The following is a 15,188-nucleotide window of genomic DNA, read 5'->3' as shown; positions in this document are numbered from 1 at the left end:
TTACGGGATAGTAAGTCCGCCTGAAAATTCGCGAGAGTGGCGCATTAGGTGACCCATGTCGTTCCGTTTAGTCATGATGAAATATTCAGGTAAGGGGAATTATCGTTACGCATTGAGTGAGGGTATGCCATGTCAACGATTATTATGGATTTATGTAGTTACACCCGGCTGGGTTTGACCGGGTATCTGTTGAGTAGAGGGGTGAAAAAAAGAGAAATCAACGACATTGAAACCGTTGATGACCTTGCCATCGCTTGTGATTCACAGCACCCTTCAGTGGTGTTTATTAATGAGGACTGTTTTATCCACGATGCTTCTAACAGTCAACGTATCAAGCACATCATTAATCAACATCCCAATACGTTATTTATCGTTTTTATGGCAATTGCCAATGTTCATTTTGATGAATATCTATTGGTCAGAAAAAATTTATTGATCAGTTCAAAATCGATTAAGCCGGAATCTCTTGATGATATCCTTGGCGATATTCTGAAAAAAGAGACAACGATGGCCAGCATTTTAAATATGCCAACGTTATCATTAAGCCGGACCGAATCAAGTATGTTGCGAATGTGGATGGCTGGCCAGGGAACGATTCAAATATCCGACCAAATGAATATTAAAGCCAAGACCGTTTCATCGCATAAAGGCAATATTAAACGTAAGATCAAAACGCATAATAAACAGGTTATCTACCATGTCGTCCGACTGACGGATAATGTGACAAATGGTATTTTTGTTAACATGCGCTAAGGCATACTGACTGGTGGGATACCACCAGTCAGGCTGGCAGAAATTACTCGGCTTTCTCCACAAAGATACCATCCTGATGCCCTGCTTCATTAAAGAACCAGATGCCGAGCGGGTAGTCTTCCAGCGAAACCAGGTACATTGTGCCTTCACTAAACTCCTCAACTGCCAGTACCACGCCAGGACGACGCGGACCGCCATCCGTTTTGACTGTTACCCGATCATTCACCTTCATCGTTTTCCTCCTGTGGCTTTGTGCCAGTTTAGAACAATTTCGTTTTTCTGACAGCGCCGGGCGCGTGCGAGTGCTGATTTTCTCAACGGTCTATACTTAAGAAATGCCTGGCTGACTTGACGTGTCGGCAGCAACATATAAGCAACGGTTGCGAGGAAAGATGATGAAAACCGCAAAAGAGTACAGCGATACCGCAAAACGTGAGGTCAGCGTCGATGTCGATGCCCTGCTGGCGGCGATCAATGAAATTAGCGAAAGCGAAGTTCATCGCAGCCAGAACGATTCGGAACACGTTAGCGTCGATGGCCGTGAATATCATACATGGCGTGAATTAGCCGATGCCTTTGAACTTGATATTCATGACTTTAGCGTCTCTGAAGTGAATCGCTAAATGCGTGATAAAAAAATCCCGACCCTTGTTGGGGTCGGGATCAAACTTGCTTAAGCAAGAAGCACTTAAAAAATTCGTTACACCAGGAAATCTGATGCGTTCATCACCTTATCCGCAATTTTTTAGGCTGACAAGAAAATATTCTTGATATGAATGATTAACGTCACTAATGAATGGAAGTGTGATCCGCGTCACCCCTTGGAGGCTCTGGCGTTCACGTGATCGCTCCCAAAAAACGATTTTTTATAATTCGTGCTGTTTTAAGAAATATCCGGCAAAGGGAGTACTGCGCGATCATGCTTTCAATTCATCAACCGCTGCTGATTTTCACCGATCTTGATGGCACCCTGTTGGACAGTCATAGCTATGACTGGCAACCTGCCGCCTCCTGGTTAATCCGCCTGCGGGAAGCGGAGATCCCCGTGATCCTGTGTAGTAGTAAAACCTCGGCTGAAATGCTGTACCTGCAAAAGATGTTAGGTCTGCAAGGGTTGTCACTCATTGCAGAGAACGGCGCGGTGATCCAACTGGATCAACAATGGCAGGATTTGGACGATTTTCCGCGCATCATCTCGGGTATTGCTCATAGTGAGATCAGCCAGGTATTAAATACGCTGCGTGAGAAAGAACACTTCAAATTCACCACCTTTGATGACGTCGATGATACAACCATCGCTGAATGGACTGGCTTAAGCCGCAGCCAGGCCGCACTGACGCAGTTGCATGAGGCTTCGGTCACGCTTATCTGGCGCGACAGTGACGAGCGGATGGCACAATTTACCGCTCGCCTGAATGAACTGGGCTTGCAGTTTGTGCAAGGTGCGCGTTTCTGGCATGTGCTGGATGTCTCAGCCGGGAAAGATCAGGCAGCCAACTGGATCATTGCGGCATATCAGCAATCGCGTGGAAAACGTCCGACCACGCTTGGCTTAGGCGACGGCCCAAATGACGCACCATTACTGGAAGTGATGGATTATGCGGTGATCGTAAAAGGGCTAAACCGGGAAGGCGTGCATTTGCAAAATGAGGATCCGGCCCGTGTCTGGCGGACACAGCGAGAAGGACCGGAAGGATGGCGCGAAGGGCTGGATCACTTTTTCACGGCCAGTTAAAGGCTATCACTCGCGCAGACCTGATTGCGCCCCGCTTGTTTTGCGAGATACAACCGCCGGTCGGCCAGAGACTGTAATTGCTCAAAATCATAATCGCCGGTTTCCTCGCTGCTACTCACCCCCAGCGAAGCACTGATGCGTAGGGTCGTGCTCTTGGCGATCAACATCTCTTTTTCATTCAGCTTCAGGCGAATACGTTCGGCCACTTCCGTTGCCTGCGCCAGGTTAGCGCCAGGCAGAATCACACAAAACTCCTCGCCGCCCACGCGGCCTGCAACGTCCTGTGAACGCAATGAACGACTGATTAATCCGGCAGCATGCGACAGCACACGATCGCCTGCCTGATGACCAAAGCGGTCATTAATCGCTTTAAAATGGTCAAGGTCGACCTGTATGACAGAAAACGGATGTTTGTGTATCTGACACAATTCGGCAAGCGGACGCGCTTTTTCGAACAATGCGCCACGGTTATACAAGCGCGTTAAGGTGTCATGCCACGCCTGCCACTGCAACGAGCTTTGCAGGACATACATATTGCTGACCATCTGGCGAATCACATACCAGGAGATAAGTAACATCGTCGTAAAGAGCGCCCACAGAAGGGTTAACGCAATGCTGATGCTGCCGAAATCACCACGCACACCTTCACTAAGCGTATGAATGCGCACTAATGCGCCGTCAAAATGGTCCAGTCGCTCCCAGCTAACATAGCGACTGTTCATCCTAATACCACCGCGCGTATCGTGTTCCATAGCCTGCGCCAGAGATGCCAGCTCTCGAGGATCAAAAAGGTCCTCCGCCGAGTGTTCCGGGTTAGATGAAGTCAATAATTTTAGTTTGCTGTCGTAGAGCTGGTATTCGCCATCCAGTTTTTTATCAATAGCGTTTTTTAGAAATTGCTGCATCGAGCGCACAGGGATACTCATTCCCAACACGCCATACCAGTAATTATTACTGTCGACCGGTACGCTTACGGTGACCTGCGGTTCAGTAACATTGTTATGGTCATGCTGAGAGGTAAACCATCGTACGCCACGTTGACGATTTTCTCGTTCTGATTGGCCGATAAACCAGGGTTGCGTGACAAATTCGTAGTAACGCGTAGGGATATTTCGGGTAAACAACGTCGGCTGCGTCGAAACGTAGAATCCGGCGCGCGAGACATACATTGCCTGTTCAACCATCGAAGTAGAGTTGTGCGCCAGTCGTAGTAAGTAGCCGACTTCCAGTGCGGCAGTAATTTCATTGTCGAGTAATTCATTTTCGCGAGAAAGCTGATTTCCCTCGCTCACTAACGCATCCGAGACACCGTTTACTGACAGAGTGCGTCGTCTGTTGAGTTCGATTTGCCAGGCGTGCTCGTCGCGATGTTGTTCAAACTCGACAACAGCGTTACGCATAGAGGTGAAATCCAGCGGCGCAACAAGGGCTTCACGCATTCCATTACGCAAAAAAATCAGTTTATCGACGTTATATTGCAATTGCTTATCGAGCGCGTTGGCAACGTTTTCCAGATGATTACGCTGACTGGAGATATAGGCGTCTTCCAGCACCACGACTTCACGCCAGGTGAGCAAAGTGGAGAAGATCAACACCACGATAAAACACAGATTAACGACATGACCTGGCCCCAGGCGGCGCGCGAGTTTTTTTAGCCAGCTCTGGTTTTCCATTTTTGTCTCGTGCTGCACCCTGACGACTCCCAACCTGCTTTTTAATGATTCTGGCATAACCTGGCGATAGCGTACCGCCAAACAACGATAATTTTATAATGTTGGCATGATACGAGGCATCAGGCCTTCGATATTGACGCTGGCAGGACTGCCGGATGCGGCGTGAACGCCTTATCCGGCCTACTTTTGATTCTATCGCCAGATATCGATTATTTGTATAACCCAGGCATGATAAGACGCGACAGCGTCGCATCAGGCACTCCATACAGACGCTGGCACAACTGCCGGATGCGGCGTGAACGCCACATCCGGCCTGGTGTTAATTGCACATTTTCAAACTTCTTCCGACGAACAACTCCCCTCCCCCGGAACAAGCTCGGTTTCATGAAAAGCTTCCCGCTTGACCCCATAACCGTCATACCACCGGCACTCAACCATACCGCTGGAATACCCGGTGACAATCATCCGCGGGCCGCCCTCTTTTACCGTGACTTCCTCACTAACCATAAAGCTCATACTCGCCTCCTTTTTTCGAGTGAAACTTGTTCACCTTAGTCGAGGATGGCGAATTTTGCATAACAGCCAATGTGAATTTTAATGTGCCTGGCCGCGCATTTTCGCTACCACTTTCACTCCCAGCACCACGATGCCACCGATGATAAATCCAAGAATCAGATTTAAAACAGTCGGTAATATCATCGCCACCAGCGCGTTCTGCTGTCCGGCAAAATGTTCAATGGCATGATGCAGCGGCGCGATGCCATGCACCACAATGCCGCCACCAACCAGGAACATCGCCAGCGTGCCGACAACCGATAATGCTTTCATCAGCCAGGGCGCGATAATCAACAGCCCCTTACCCAACGCCTGCATCAACGTACTGGACTTTTCTGCCAGCCAGTAGCCCAGGTCATCAATCTTAACGATAATCCCCACCAGGCCATACACGCCTATCGTTACCACCAGAGCTATCCCTGAGAGCACCAGCACCTGATTAATCAGCGGCGCTTCCGCCACAATACCCAGCGTTATGGCGACAATTTCCGCAGACAAAATAAAATCGGTGCGAATGGCCCCTTTTATTTTGTCCTTTTCAAACTTGAGCGGGTCTTGCTCCGCCAGTTTTTCCAGACGCTGCTGACTCTGCGCCGGATCCTCTTTGTGTTTACGCGCCTCCAGCATATGTAGCACTTTCTCTACCCCTTCAAAGCAGAGAAACGCACCACCAATCATCAACAGTGGCGTAATTGCCCACGGGATAAATGCACTGATGATCAGCGCCAGCGGCACCAGAATCACTTTATTGATTAGCGATCCCTTCGCCACGCCCCAGACCACAGGAAGTTCCCGGTTGGCACGCACGCCTGAAACTTGTTGCGCGTTGAGCGACAAGTCATCCCCTAATACGCCGGCGGTTTTCTTCGCCGCCAGCTTGCCCATCACGGAGATATCGTCCAGCAAAGTGGCGATATCATCGAGCAACGTCAATAAACTACTCCCGGCCAAAAGCATTCCCTCTCATTTTTTCGTTGACGCGCTAAGTATGAAGCAAAATCGGCTTGCCTGATACTGTGCTTCACAGGTCAACATTTTTTTAACAATCAAGCACAATTATATCTCTCGCCAGCAGAATGATTTTCACGTTTACTATGAACCACCTTTTTATTTCCACCGTGAGGGATTATGCGTTTCCGCCAGTTGTTACCGCTTTTTGGCGCGCTGTTTGCGTTGTATATCATTTGGGGCTCGACCTATTTTGTCATTCGGATTGGCGTTGAAAGCTGGCCACCGTTAATGATGGCGGGGGTGCGATTTTTGGCAGCAGGTCTTTTATTGATGGCATTTTTACTGCTGCGTGGGCACAAATTGCCGCCGCTACGTCCCCTGCTCAACGCCGCGCTTATTGGCCTGTTACTGCTGGCTGTCGGTAACGGTATGGTGACGGTTGCCGAACATCAAAACGTCCCTTCCGGCATTGCCGCCGTGGTGGTAGCAACTGTGCCACTCTTTACTCTTTGCTTCAGCCGCCTGTTTGGCATTAAAACGCGCAAACTGGAATGGGTGGGTATCGCCATTGGGCTTGCCGGGATCATCATGCTCAACAGTGGCGGTAATTTAAGCGGTAACCCGTGGGGTGCAATGCTGATTTTAATCGGCTCAATTAGCTGGGCGTTTGGGTCGGTTTATGGCTCGCGCATTACCTTGCCGGTAGGGATGATGGCAGGCGCCATTGAGATGCTGGCAGCAGGCGTAGTGTTAATGATTGCGTCGATGATTGCGGGTGAAAAACTGACAGCAGTCCCTTCGCTTTCTGGTTTCCTTGCAGTCGGCTATCTGACGCTGTTTGGCTCGATTATCGCCATCAACGCTTATATGTATTTAATCCGCAATGTCAGTCCGGCTCTGGCCACCAGCTACGCCTATGTTAATCCCGTGGTCGCGGTATTGCTGGGTACGGGTCTGGGCGGCGAAACGCTGTCGAAGATTGAATGGCTGGCGCTAGGAGTGATTGTTTTCGCCGTGGTACTGGTCACGTTGGGGAAATATCTCTTTCTGGCTAAACCCGTTGTCGCTCCCGTCATTCAGGATGCATCAAGCGAGTAAATGAATCCCCAGAGTGTCGATCTGCGCGCTGGCGCCCTCGCCGCAGATCCACTCTTCCAGACGCTCGGTAAGTGCCGCGTCCGTTAATTTCTCCCGCCCGCGTAACGCACATTCCCAGACAATCAACACACGCCAGCCGAGTTCCTGCAAACGACTGATATCGCGCCGATCGCGCTCGACATTTTTACCTATCTTCTCAAGCCAAAAATCTGTTCGCGTGGCGGGGACGTTAAACAGATAGCAATGGTGATGGTGCCAGAAGCAACCGTGGGCAAATATCACACAGCGAAATTCATCAAGGACAAAATCCGGACGTCCGGGAAGACTGGCTTCCTGAACACGAAACGCCAGCCCCTGCTCAGTTAACAGGCTGGCGAGACGTTTCTCGATTGCCGTATCGCGCGTGGCAATCGCGCGCATATTTTTGCTGCGCGTGGCCTTATCGTGAACGTCGGCCATGTTGTGTTTCTCGCTGACGCAACGCCACCGCTTGTCTGATTTTTGGCTCGAGCAGTTTTGCCACCGCGGCAAAAACCGGTACTACCACCGAATTACCGAACTGACGATAGGCTTGCGTATCAGAAACCGGTATACGGAATTTTGCTTCTCCCGGCGCTTCAAAACCCATCAGGCGCGCGCATTCGCGAGGCGTTAATCTGCGTGGGCGATGTTGCTGATTCTGCGGATCGTCAAAGTCTTTCTCACCTGTCGCCATATCCCAGCCGCGATCGATTAAGATTTCCGCGCCGTCTTTATAATAACGGGCTGAAAGCGTGCGCGTGACACTTTGCGGATTGTTCGGATAAACCATCCCATAACCGAAGCCGTTACCGCGCGCCTGATGCTTTTTCGCATAGCGATAGAGATACTTCCATAGCACCGGCGTCAGGATATATTTCGCTTCGACCATCGGGTCCAGCAACTGCGCCAGCGTCACTCGCTGCACCGGGAAACAATCGCTAATATCACGCAGGGTGAAATCTTCTTTCAGATTAAGATCGCGACGGAAGCCCACCAGCACGATGCGCTCGCGGTGCTGCGGTAGAAAATGTTTGCCATCGATGATTTTCGGATCGTCCGGGCCGTTATCTTCTGCGTCGGCAACGTCATAGCCCAGTTCGTCCAGCGTCTGCATGATGATGCGGAACGTTTTACCCTGGTCGTGGCTTTTCAGGTTCTTAACGTTTTCGAGCACAAAAATCGCCGGACGACGAGCGTCGATGATGCGCACCACATCAAAGAACAACGTCCCCTGGGTATCGCAGGCAAAACCGTGCGCCCGCCCAAGCGAGTTCTTTTTCGATACGCCAGCCAGTGAAAACGGCTGGCAAGGAAAACCGGCCAGTAAAACATCGTGTTCAGGAATGTGCTGACGGATATGTTCCGCCGCCGCGTCATCACTTACGCCCTCTTTATGGCTCAGGGTAATGTCGCGGATATCTTCATTAAAATGATGAGTCGCCGGGTCGCAATAATGGTTGGCTTTATAGGTGCGCACCGCATGTTTATTCCATTCACTGGTAAATACGCACTGACCGCCAATTGACTCAAAACCGCGACGGATACCACCAATCCCGGCAAAGAGATCGATAAAGCGAAACGCATAATGCGGATGATGTGCTGGCGGTTTGGGTAGCAACGTTTGCAGGTGGGCGAACTCATTTTCACTTAAACGGTGCCATACCGAATCATTCGCCAGCGCACGTTTTAAAATCGCCGCGCTCCAGTGGTTCTCACCCACACCATTAAGTTGCGCCACCAGCGTTTTAACATCATAAATTTGCAGCAGTTTCTCCAGCATTGCCTGTGCGGCATTCCCGGTGCTGTATGAATCGGTTACTGAAATATTTTCCTGCATAGATTTAACCGGCCATATGAGATGGCCGACAGGTTAACATAATTACATCGGTTTAGGGCCACGCGCGCAGTCAGCTGGCGAAAACGCATCAATCACGTTGTGATCGATACCTTCATTCTCCCCCGCCAGTTCAGCACTAAGTTTGGCCATAAACTCCACCAGAAAACGGGCGTTGTGTTGCGCCAGTTGTTTACCTTTTGTGGTTTGCATCGTTTGAGGTAGTTTTAGCAGCTTGGTCTGGAAGTGGTCCAGCGCGTAACGTTTATCATCGAGCGGGCGATGCTGCGCGAACGGATCTTCGCCATCAAACAGCACCACACCTAACGCGCCTGAAACCGCAAACACACGCGCCAGGCCAATCGCGCCTAAGGCTTCCAGCCGGTCCGCATCCTGCACGATTTTAGCTTCCGCCGTTAAGGGCGTAATTTGCGCACTGAAACTGTGTGCGGCAATGGCATGACAAACGGGCTCTATTTTCTCCGCTGGAAATTGCGCAAACTCTTCACATAGCAGGCGACGCGTCTCTTCTGCTGCCAGCATTGAAGATTGCTGCCGTTGCGGATGATTTTTCGCCAGACTCACGATATCGTGAAAATAACAGGCGGTTAAAATCACCAGCATGTCCACGTCTTCATCTACCGCCAGTTTTTGTGCCGTCGCCCAGACGCGGCGAAAATGACACCAGTCATGGGCCGCGTCCTGATACTGATGATGGCTCTTCAACCAGTTCTCGAATTGTGCCTGCCAGTGTTGTAAGTCCATATGCGCTCCGCGGCCAAAGAGCCGCAACCTTAGCAGTTTTTACTCATAGCGTCTGCTACGTACGGGGCGAGGTCGCGTGTACCAGGCAATGCCGCCTAACAACGCACCGACCATGGCCATAAACAAAAACCCCACTAACGCACCTAGCCACTTCCCCGCAGTTGAACCTAAATCACTTTCAAATCCAGACACGGGGGCATCGGGGATGCGGCTCATTACCCAGATGTAACGCGCCATTACCCAGACAAAATAACCACACCAGGTATAGAAAGCCCATAAAGCCAGTTTGCCGCCAGGGCTACGAGAGAGTCTTTCTTCCATTGCTGTCGAACCATACTCCATTTTGAGATAACCCGGAAAAATCAGACTTATACTGTTATGTGATAAAAGTCACATTTTTCCACATCGGTCGAGCCAGTCAAGTCTCACTCATTTTTTGAACAAATATATGAATCTTAACCACTGACATTATGTGCAGAAAAAACAAGTCGGAAGGCATTTGTTTTTTGTTTGGGCATAATTGATTAATTCATATTTTGAATATATTGGCATTGAATACAATTATACCTTTTTTGTTTTCTGTGTCATGATGACTACGTTATTAGCCTTTTATCGTCTTGTTTATATTTTTTGGGCCGGCATGATGCCGGCTTTTTTTATGCGTTCATTAATGTGCAGTAGATCACACTCAGTCTTTAGTTCAACAATCATTGATGTAATCCATCCTTCCAAAAGAACAATAACCAATTGATATACAAATATAAATATGATGAATACTTATGTCTGAAATTCATAATTATGAATTATATTAAATAGAATAGAAATATTTTGAAATCTTTTAAATACATTTGTTACATGTAATCTTTAAAATAAAATGAACTTCATAGAATAGTATCCAAATGTGCTTTTTTTTGGATAACGGCACTTATTGATATATTCATGAAGATTATAATCACAAGGGAATACATAATGAAAAGAAAAGTTCTGGCAATGCTGGTCCCGGCGTTATTAGTTGCTGGCGCAGCAAATGCGGCTGAAGTCTATAATAAAGATGGTAATAAACTGGATTTATACGGAAAAGTAGCAGGTCTGCACTACTTCTCTGATGACTCAGGCAGTGATGGCGACATGTCATATGCCCGTATCGGTTTCAAAGGTGAAACCCAGATCGTTGACCAGTTCACTGGCTATGGTCAGTGGGAGTTTAACATTGGCGCAAATGGCGCTGAGAGCGACAAGGGCAATACCGCAACTCGTCTGGCATTTGCAGGCTTAGGTTTCGGTCAGAACGGTACTTTCGACTATGGTCGTAACTACGGTGTCGTATATGACGTTGAAGCATGGACCGATATGCTGCCAGAATTTGGTGGCGATACCTACGCTGGTGCCGACAACTTCATGAACGGTCGTGCTAATGGTGTTGCAACCTACCGTAACAATGGTTTCTTTGGTCAGGTTGATGGCCTGAACTTTGCTCTGCAATATCAGAGTAATAATGAAAGCAGTGGACCATTCGGTCAGGAAGGTTCTGGTAAGGGACGTAGCATTACCAAAGAAAATGGTGATGGTTTCGGTATGTCAACTTCCTATGACTTCGACTTCGGTTTAAGTCTGGGTGCTGCATATTCTAACTCTGACCGTACCGATAACCAGGTTCACAAAGGTTTGCATGATACTCGTTACGGGGATCGCTTCGATGCAACTGCTGGCGGTCAAACAGCAGAAGCATGGACCGTTGGTGCAAAATACGACGCTAATAACGTTTACTTAGCAGCCATGTATGCTGAAACCCGTAACATGACTGGTTACGGTGATGCTGATGCTATCGCTAACAAAACCCAAAACTTCGAAGTTGTTGCTCAGTATCAGTTCGACTTCGGTCTGCGTCCGTCCATCGCTTACCTGCAATCAAAAGGTAAGGATTTAGGCGGTGTAAATAGTGATAACTTTGACAGCCAAGGTAATCATCATTACACCAACAAAGACCTGGTTAAATATGTTGATATCGGTATGACCTACTATTTCAACAAAAACATGTCCACCTATGTTGATTATAAAATCAACCTGCTGGACAACGGCGACGACTTCTACAAAGAAAACGGCATCGCGACCGACGATATCGTTGCTGTGGGCTTAGTCTACCAGTTCTAATCAGCCAACGCGCCGCGGCACGTAACTGTAAAACATAATATCGGCCTGAGTTCGTCCCTCATCGAACTCAGGCTTTTTTATATCCCACATCAAATCACCAACAGCGGCACGCTAAACTGCCGTAGCATGTCGATAAACCCTAATTCCTGCGTAGCTCCCAGCACAATAACATCAGCCAGTTGTTGTTCAGCAAGTTCCTTTATCCCTTCCGGAAGAGTGCCGAAATGAACATATGTATGAATAAATCCTTCAGGCAAAACCAGTTGTTCTGCTATATGAGCTAAACGGCACACAGCCTGCCCACGTAGACCTTCTTTAAAACGATGCATATCAGAAATATACCCACGCTCGAGAACTCTTAAATATTCCGGTATAAAGCCAAGTAAGTGAACATGTCCAGAAGAAACATTGGCGAAAAATTGCGCGTGCAAAAACGCTTGCTCTCTATCATCCCGAGAAAAAACATTCACCGGAATAACAATATTTCGGTACATAGGTATTCCCTGAAAAAATTCAATATAATCAACTGCACTTGAATTATTAGTGCATATTTCTAATACTATATTTAAGTCGTTTTTTTGGAAAAGTTATCGTTGCTGCCCCACTTTAGTCTCCAGGCCATTCCCTCTGACAAATTGTGCAAAGAGTACATCTGATGACAAGTAATTAATCATATCTGTCATCAGTTAAACCTTAATCTGGATCATCATTCTTTCGCGATAATCTCTCGTGCCAGACAGTTTTACGATTATTTTTTTGCTAATAATCTCATTTTCTTAACTTACACTCTCATAGCATGGCCCGGCGAGATTCTTCGCTTCAGCATTTACCTGTTTTAAGCAGGCCTCAGGCGAATCCTCCTATTGTAGGCACATCTGGCGCCGCTCTAAACTTCACGTGAGCACAAAAAATCACCACAATTAAAAATTGTGCTACCGTGAATCAATATCCTGATTTCTGAAAAATAGACTAAAATAAATTAACACCAATTACGACCACTTTACGCAATAAGGAGAAATCGGCATGATTAATATTCGACACAAGTGCAGCATAATCATCGCACATTCCCCCCTTGCATACCGCTTTCGATATATTGACTCCAATTTACCACTTGGTTAAAAATAGCAACCAGCTCAGTCGCGAATATAGTGACTAACCTACATAAGTAACAACAAGGAATACACTATGACTGTTCAACAAAGTAAGAATCCGCAAATCGATATGGCTGAAGATAATGCTTTCTTCCCGTCAGAATATTCGTTAGGCCAATATACCAGCCCGATTTCTGATCTTGATGGGGTAGACTATCCAAAATCGTATAGCGGAAAGCAAAAAATTCTGGTAATCGCCGCCGATGAACGCTATTTGCCAACTGATAATGGTAAGCTCTTCTCAACAGGAAACCATCCGATTGAAACGTTGCTGCCGTTATATCATCTGCATGCTGCTGGTTTCGAGTTCGAGGTTGCGACGCTTTCTGGCCTGATGACAAAATTTGAATATTGGGCTATGCCGCGTAAAGATGAAAAAGTGATGCCATTCTTTGAGCAGCACAAATCTCTGTTCCGCAATCCGAAAAAATTGGCAGATGTTGTCGCCAGCCTCAACGCAGACAGCGAGTACGCAGCAATCTTTGTTCCTGGCGGTCACGGTGCACTCATTGGTTTACCAGAAAGCAAAGACGTGGCTGCCGCTCTGCGGTGGGCAATCGAAAATGACCGTTTTGTTATCTCCCTTTGCCACGGTCCGGCAGCCTTTCTGGCGCTTCGCCACGGCGATAACCCATTAAATGGTTATTCAATTTGCGCATTCCCTGACGCTGCAGACAAACAAACACCAGAGATTGGCTACATGCCGGGTCATCTGACCTGGTACTTTGGTGAAGAACTGAAGAAAATGGGCATGAACATCGTCAATGATGATATTACCGGCCGGGTACACAAAGATCGTAAACTTTTAACCGGTGACAGTCCTTTCGCAGCAAATGCGTTAGGCAAACTGGCAGCACAGGAGATGCTGGCCGCATACGTAGGTTAATCGGCTGACACTTACTGTGGAATAAAAGTGGGGGTAACTCTCCCCCACTTAACAAACATGAAAACGACCACCTCCAATTACTGACGTTTTAACGCTTCCCTTCACTTTATGCACCCCAGACTGAAGAATGCGACACAAGCTGTTTTTAAACAAAATGATAATTCTCGAAAATGATTAACACATAAACAATAAATATATAGTATATTCCACGTTATTATTTATCGATTTTAGAAATCAATCATTTCTGTTAAACTTCACCACGTTTTAACCAGAATGGAAGCGAGGTTGGAAATGTCATTTGTATCATTTTTCAGACGTATTGCATTTGCGTGTTATGATTATCGCTGCAAAAATACTGATATTGCTAAAAGTGAATTCGTAGTTATTCACATTCCCGATCAAATTGGGGATGCAATGGCTATTTACCCAATAATCCGATCGTTTGAAATGCATAAAATAAAACACTTATTAATTGTCACATCAACAATTAATAGATCTGTTTTTGATGCACTTCATCTGGAACAAACAAAATTAACATTGATCAGTATGACAATGCAGGATCATGCCAGTATTAAAGAAATAAAAAAATTAGCAAAAAACATCAATGAACAATATGGAACTCCTGATCTTTGTATTGAAGCAATGCGCAAGAAAAACCTGAAGACGATGATATTTATTAGCCATTTACGAGCCAATACAAATTTACAGGTTGTGGGTTTAACAATGAAATGTTATTCACCGATATGTAAGTCAGCGTCGAAAATGGATCAGTCACTACGCGCCCCAGTACCGCTGACATGGGCCTTCATGATGCGAGAAGTAGGATTTCCGGCGCCCCCGCCCATATTTGAATTGCCCCTCAGCGAAATAGTGCTAAAAGAAGTACGTTGTGAAATGCATTCATTAGGTTCATATATTGCTCTTAATTTAGAAGGTAGCGTGCAAGAGAGAACATTTTCATTAGCAATGGCACAAAGAATCATTGAGATGATTAAAACACAATCAGACATGCCAATTGTCATTGTTCATGGTCCGAAAGGTTCGGAAACAGCCCTGGAACTAACCCGGCTTTTTGATAACGTTTATCATTTGTCGTTATCACCTTCAATAATGCGGTCTGCAGCAATCATAAGAGATGCCTTCCTTGCAATAACGCCAGACACATCTATTTTACACATGGCAAGTGCTTATAATGTTCCTGTCATCGCCGTGTATGCTGATTATAAGACTCGCTGGCCTGCCATGGCCGGCATTTCAGAGACGATTGTGGTAGGAAAGGCTATTGATCATCTAAATTTGGATGAATTCAGCAATGCGCTGAAAAGGATTATCGCGAAAATTTCAGTCACAGCGTAATGAAAGCTCTAACAAAAATTCAAACACTAAAGTACGTTTGCAGAAAAGCAAAAAGCCCGCTCGAAAGCAGGCTTTTTTGAATTTGGCTCCTCTGACTGGACTCGAACCAGTGACATACGGATTAACAGTCCGCCGTTCTACCGACTGAACTACAGAGGAATCGTGAGAACGAGGCGAATATTACTTAGCAGCGCAGCGAGTGTCAACACTAAAATTCGTAAGTCATTTCAATCGGTTAATTAAGCAACAAAATTTATAT

16 protein-coding genes and 1 tRNA gene are annotated in these 15,188 nt (G+C 47.0%); 7 read left to right on the top strand and 10 right to left on the bottom strand.

Translation table 11 applies throughout. The features are described from left to right. Positions 1-129 precede the first annotated feature (129 nt). Positions 130-753 (top strand): transcriptional regulator RcsA, encoded by a 624-nt coding sequence (rcsA, locus tag FEK43_RS11855; RefSeq protein WP_130208603.1) that lies wholly within the window; start codon positions 130-132, stop codon positions 751-753. Positions 754-796: 43 nt separating this feature from the next. Here the strand turns inward: rcsA and dsrB are convergent, their stop codons facing one another. Next, a complete protein-coding gene (gene dsrB, locus FEK43_RS11850) occupies positions 797-985 on the bottom strand; it encodes a protein DsrB (protein ID WP_000867217.1) in 189 nt (62 codons plus the stop codon). 163 nt (positions 986-1,148) lie between these two features. On the opposite strand from dsrB, the gene yodD reads away from it, so the two are divergent. Further along, on the top strand, positions 1,149-1,376 hold the full coding sequence (gene yodD, locus FEK43_RS11845) for a peroxide/acid resistance protein YodD (protein WP_000844800.1): 228 nt from the start codon (positions 1,149-1,151) through the stop codon (positions 1,374-1,376). A 296-nt stretch (positions 1,377-1,672) separates the two neighbouring features. Further along, positions 1,673-2,488: a mannosyl-3-phosphoglycerate phosphatase-related protein gene (locus tag FEK43_RS11840; RefSeq protein ID WP_135407110.1), complete on the top strand. Its 816-nt coding sequence runs from the start codon at positions 1,673-1,675 to the stop codon at positions 2,486-2,488. On the opposite strand, the gene dgcQ is transcribed toward FEK43_RS11840, so the two are convergent. From dgcQ to FEK43_RS11825, 3 genes are all read right to left on the bottom strand, one after another. Next, a complete protein-coding gene (dgcQ, locus tag FEK43_RS11835) occupies positions 2,485-4,179 on the bottom strand; it encodes a cellulose biosynthesis regulator diguanylate cyclase DgcQ (RefSeq protein WP_130208607.1) in 1,695 nt (564 codons plus the stop codon). The two genes, FEK43_RS11840 and dgcQ, sit on opposite strands and share 4 nt — an antisense overlap. A 315-nt stretch (positions 4,180-4,494) precedes the next feature. After that, complete coding sequence (locus tag FEK43_RS11830; protein WP_130208609.1) at positions 4,495-4,677, bottom strand: DUF2158 domain-containing protein; 183 nt, start codon at positions 4,675-4,677, stop codon at positions 4,495-4,497. A gap of 78 nt (positions 4,678-4,755) precedes the next feature. Next, positions 4,756-5,673, bottom strand: coding sequence for a DUF808 domain-containing protein (locus tag FEK43_RS11825; protein ID WP_130216453.1), 918 nt, complete (start codon positions 5,671-5,673; stop codon positions 4,756-4,758). Positions 5,674-5,844: 171 nt separating this feature from the next. Between FEK43_RS11825 and yedA the strand changes: the two genes are divergently transcribed. Next, on the top strand, positions 5,845-6,765 hold the full coding sequence (gene yedA, locus FEK43_RS11820; RefSeq protein ID WP_135407112.1) for a drug/metabolite exporter YedA: 921 nt from the start codon (positions 5,845-5,847) through the stop codon (positions 6,763-6,765). Here the strand turns inward: yedA and vsr are convergent. The 4 genes from vsr to drpB are packed head-to-tail and all read right to left on the bottom strand — an operon-like array spanning position 6,754 to position 9,706. After that, positions 6,754-7,224 carry a VSPR family DNA mismatch endonuclease gene (gene vsr, locus FEK43_RS11815; protein WP_130259948.1) on the bottom strand — a complete coding sequence of 157 codons (471 nt, stop codon included), beginning with the start codon at positions 7,222-7,224 and terminating at the stop codon, positions 6,754-6,756. The genes yedA and vsr overlap by 12 nt on opposite strands. Continuing rightward, positions 7,205-8,623 carry a DNA-cytosine methyltransferase gene (dcm, locus tag FEK43_RS11810; protein ID WP_135407114.1) on the bottom strand — a complete coding sequence of 473 codons (1,419 nt, stop codon included), beginning with the start codon at positions 8,621-8,623 and terminating at the stop codon, positions 7,205-7,207. The genes vsr and dcm overlap by 20 nt, the downstream gene beginning before the upstream one ends. A 42-nt stretch (positions 8,624-8,665) precedes the next feature. After that, complete coding sequence (locus tag FEK43_RS11805) at positions 8,666-9,385, bottom strand: phosphohydrolase (RefSeq protein ID WP_135407115.1); 720 nt, start codon at positions 9,383-9,385, stop codon at positions 8,666-8,668. A gap of 39 nt (positions 9,386-9,424) precedes the next feature. Continuing rightward, entirely contained in the window at positions 9,425-9,706 is a 282-nt protein-coding gene (drpB, locus tag FEK43_RS11800; RefSeq protein ID WP_246769576.1) for a cell division protein DrpB, read from the bottom strand. A 648-nt stretch (positions 9,707-10,354) separates the two neighbouring features. Here drpB and ompC point away from each other — a divergent pair. Next, positions 10,355-11,536 (top strand): porin OmpC, encoded by a 1,182-nt coding sequence (gene ompC / locus FEK43_RS11795; RefSeq protein WP_130208623.1) that lies wholly within the window; start codon positions 10,355-10,357, stop codon positions 11,534-11,536. 89 nt (positions 11,537-11,625) lie between these two features. Here ompC and FEK43_RS11790 read toward each other — a convergent pair whose 3' ends face one another. Further along, entirely contained in the window at positions 11,626-12,030 is a 405-nt protein-coding gene (locus FEK43_RS11790) for a universal stress protein (protein WP_130208625.1), read from the bottom strand. A 691-nt stretch (positions 12,031-12,721) separates the two neighbouring features. On the opposite strand from FEK43_RS11790, the gene hchA reads away from it, so the two are divergent. Both hchA and FEK43_RS11780 read left to right on the top strand, forming a co-directional pair. Next, positions 12,722-13,573: a glyoxalase III HchA gene (gene hchA / locus FEK43_RS11785; protein WP_131161099.1), complete on the top strand. Its 852-nt coding sequence runs from the start codon at positions 12,722-12,724 to the stop codon at positions 13,571-13,573. A gap of 291 nt (positions 13,574-13,864) precedes the next feature. Further along, on the top strand, positions 13,865-14,929 hold the full coding sequence (locus FEK43_RS11780; protein WP_135407270.1) for a glycosyltransferase family 9 protein: 1,065 nt from the start codon (positions 13,865-13,867) through the stop codon (positions 14,927-14,929). An 83-nt stretch (positions 14,930-15,012) separates the two neighbouring features. On the opposite strand, the gene FEK43_RS11775 is transcribed toward FEK43_RS11780, so the two are convergent. Continuing rightward, positions 15,013-15,088: transfer RNA gene (locus FEK43_RS11775), tRNA-Asn, on the bottom strand. Positions 15,089-15,188: the final 100 nt, after the last annotated feature.

The organism is Escherichia sp. E2562, assembly GCF_005781075.1.
GTDB lineage: Bacteria > Pseudomonadota > Gammaproteobacteria > Enterobacterales > Enterobacteriaceae > Escherichia.
The sequence above is the reverse complement of the archived record's forward strand: the minus strand, read 5'-3'. Positions and strand labels throughout refer to the sequence as shown.

What these genes read in the sequence shown, in the direction of transcription:
- FEK43_RS11825 (WP_130216453.1), bottom strand. Translation starts at nt 5,673, where the DNA reads ATGCTTTTGGCCGGGAGTAGTTTATTGACGTTGCTCGATGATATCGCC.
- FEK43_RS11790 (WP_130208625.1), bottom strand. Translation starts at nt 12,030, where the DNA reads ATGTACCGAAATATTGTTATTCCGGTGAATGTTTTTTCTCGGGATGAT.
- FEK43_RS11805 (WP_135407115.1), bottom strand. Translation starts at nt 9,385, where the DNA reads ATGGACTTACAACACTGGCAGGCACAATTCGAGAACTGGTTGAAGAGC.
- dsrB (WP_000867217.1), bottom strand. Translation starts at nt 985, where the DNA reads ATGAAGGTGAATGATCGGGTAACAGTCAAAACGGATGGCGGTCCGCGT.
- hchA (WP_131161099.1), top strand. Translation starts at nt 12,722, where the DNA reads ATGACTGTTCAACAAAGTAAGAATCCGCAAATCGATATGGCTGAAGAT.
- ompC (WP_130208623.1), top strand. Translation starts at nt 10,355, where the DNA reads ATGAAAAGAAAAGTTCTGGCAATGCTGGTCCCGGCGTTATTAGTTGCT.
- yodD (WP_000844800.1), top strand. Translation starts at nt 1,149, where the DNA reads ATGAAAACCGCAAAAGAGTACAGCGATACCGCAAAACGTGAGGTCAGC.
- rcsA (WP_130208603.1), top strand. Translation starts at nt 130, where the DNA reads ATGTCAACGATTATTATGGATTTATGTAGTTACACCCGGCTGGGTTTG.
- drpB (WP_246769576.1), bottom strand. Translation starts at nt 9,706, where the DNA reads ATGGAAGAAAGACTCTCTCGTAGCCCTGGCGGCAAACTGGCTTTATGG.
- FEK43_RS11780 (WP_135407270.1), top strand. Translation starts at nt 13,865, where the DNA reads ATGTCATTTGTATCATTTTTCAGACGTATTGCATTTGCGTGTTATGAT.
- yedA (WP_135407112.1), top strand. Translation starts at nt 5,845, where the DNA reads ATGCGTTTCCGCCAGTTGTTACCGCTTTTTGGCGCGCTGTTTGCGTTG.
- FEK43_RS11830 (WP_130208609.1), bottom strand. Translation starts at nt 4,677, where the DNA reads ATGAGCTTTATGGTTAGTGAGGAAGTCACGGTAAAAGAGGGCGGCCCG.
- FEK43_RS11840 (WP_135407110.1), top strand. Translation starts at nt 1,673, where the DNA reads ATGCTTTCAATTCATCAACCGCTGCTGATTTTCACCGATCTTGATGGC.
- vsr (WP_130259948.1), bottom strand. Translation starts at nt 7,224, where the DNA reads ATGGCCGACGTTCACGATAAGGCCACGCGCAGCAAAAATATGCGCGCG.
- dcm (WP_135407114.1), bottom strand. Translation starts at nt 8,623, where the DNA reads ATGCAGGAAAATATTTCAGTAACCGATTCATACAGCACCGGGAATGCC.